The following is a 1,398-nucleotide window of genomic DNA, read 5'->3' as shown; positions in this document are numbered from 1 at the left end:
CCTGAGATGTGATGCCGAGCCGATTGTGGTGAAGTGGATGATCCTATGCTGCCGAGAAAAGCCTCTAGTGAGTGTTGTGGCGGCCCGTACCCTAAACCGACTCAGGTGGTCAGGTAGAGAATACTAAGGCGATCGGGTGAACTGTGGTTAAGGAACTCGGCAAATTGCCCCCGTAACTTCGGGAGAAGGGGGACCTCTGTTGGTGATGAGTCTTGCACTCTGAGCTGGTGGGGGTCGCAGTGGCCAGGGGGAAGCGACTGTTTACTAAAAACACAGGTCCGTGCGAAGTCGTAAGACGATGTATACGGACTGACGCCTGCCCGGTGCCGGAACGTTAAGGGGACCGCTTAGTCCAGTTTTCTGGGCGAAGGTGAGAACTTAAGCGCCGGTAAACGGCGGTGGTAACTATAACCATCCTAAGGTAGCGAAATTCCTTGTCGGGTAAGTTCCGACCTGCACGAATGGCGTAACGACTTCCCCGCTGTCTCAACCGCAGACCCGGCGAAATTGCACTACGAGTAAAGATGCTCGTTACGCGCAGCAGGACGGAAAGACCCCGGGACCTTCACTACAGCTTGACATTGGCGTTTGGAGCGTCTTGTGTAGGATAGGTGGGAGACTGGGAAGCTCGGACGCTAGTTCGGGTGGAGTCATTGGTGAAATACCACTCTGGTCGTTTTGAACGTCTAACTCTGGTCCGTGATCCGGATCGGGGACAGTGTCTGGTGGGTAGTTTAACTGGGGCGGTTGCCTCCTAAAGGGTAACGGAGGCGCCCAAAGGTTCCCTCAGCCTGGTTGGCAATCAGGTGTTGAGTGTAAGTGCACAAGGGAGCTTGACTGTGAGACTGACGGGTCGAGCAGGAGCGAAAGCTGGGACTAGTGATCCGGCATCGGCGTGTGGAAGCGGTGTCGCTCAACGGCTAAAAGGTACCCCGGGGATAACAGGCTGATCTTCCCCAAGAGTCCATATCGACGGGATGGTTTGGCACCTCGATGTCGGCTCGTCGCATCCTGGGGCTGGAGTAGGTCCCAAGGGTTGGGCTGTTCGCCCATTAAAGCGGTACGCGAGCTGGGTTTAGAACGTCGCGAGACAGTTCGGTCCCTATCCGCTGCGCGCGCAGGAGACTTGAAAGGGGCTGTCCCTAGTACGAGAGGACCGGGACGGACGAACCTCTGGTGTGCCAGTTGTACCGCCAGGTGCACGGCTGGTTGGCTACGTTCGGAAGGGATAACCGCTGAAAGCATCTAAGCGGGAAGCTCGCCTTGAGATGAGGTCTCCCACCATGAGAGTGGGTAAGGCTCCCGGTAGACGACCGGGTTGATAGGCCGGAGGTGGAAGCACGGTAACGTGTGGAGCTGACCGGTACTAATAGGCCGAGGACTTGACCACAAAGCATA

Annotated in this window: 1 rRNA gene; it reads left to right on the top strand. The window is 56.7% G+C overall.

The features are described from left to right. Positions 1–1,390, top strand: a 23S ribosomal RNA gene (locus ACTWPW_RS64195); the annotation flags it as partial. Positions 1,391–1,398: the final 8 nt, after the last annotated feature.

The organism is Nonomuraea sp. KM90, assembly GCF_052246675.1.
GTDB lineage: Bacteria > Actinomycetota > Actinomycetes > Streptosporangiales > Streptosporangiaceae > Nonomuraea.
This window is presented reverse-complemented; position numbering and strand designations above follow the sequence as displayed.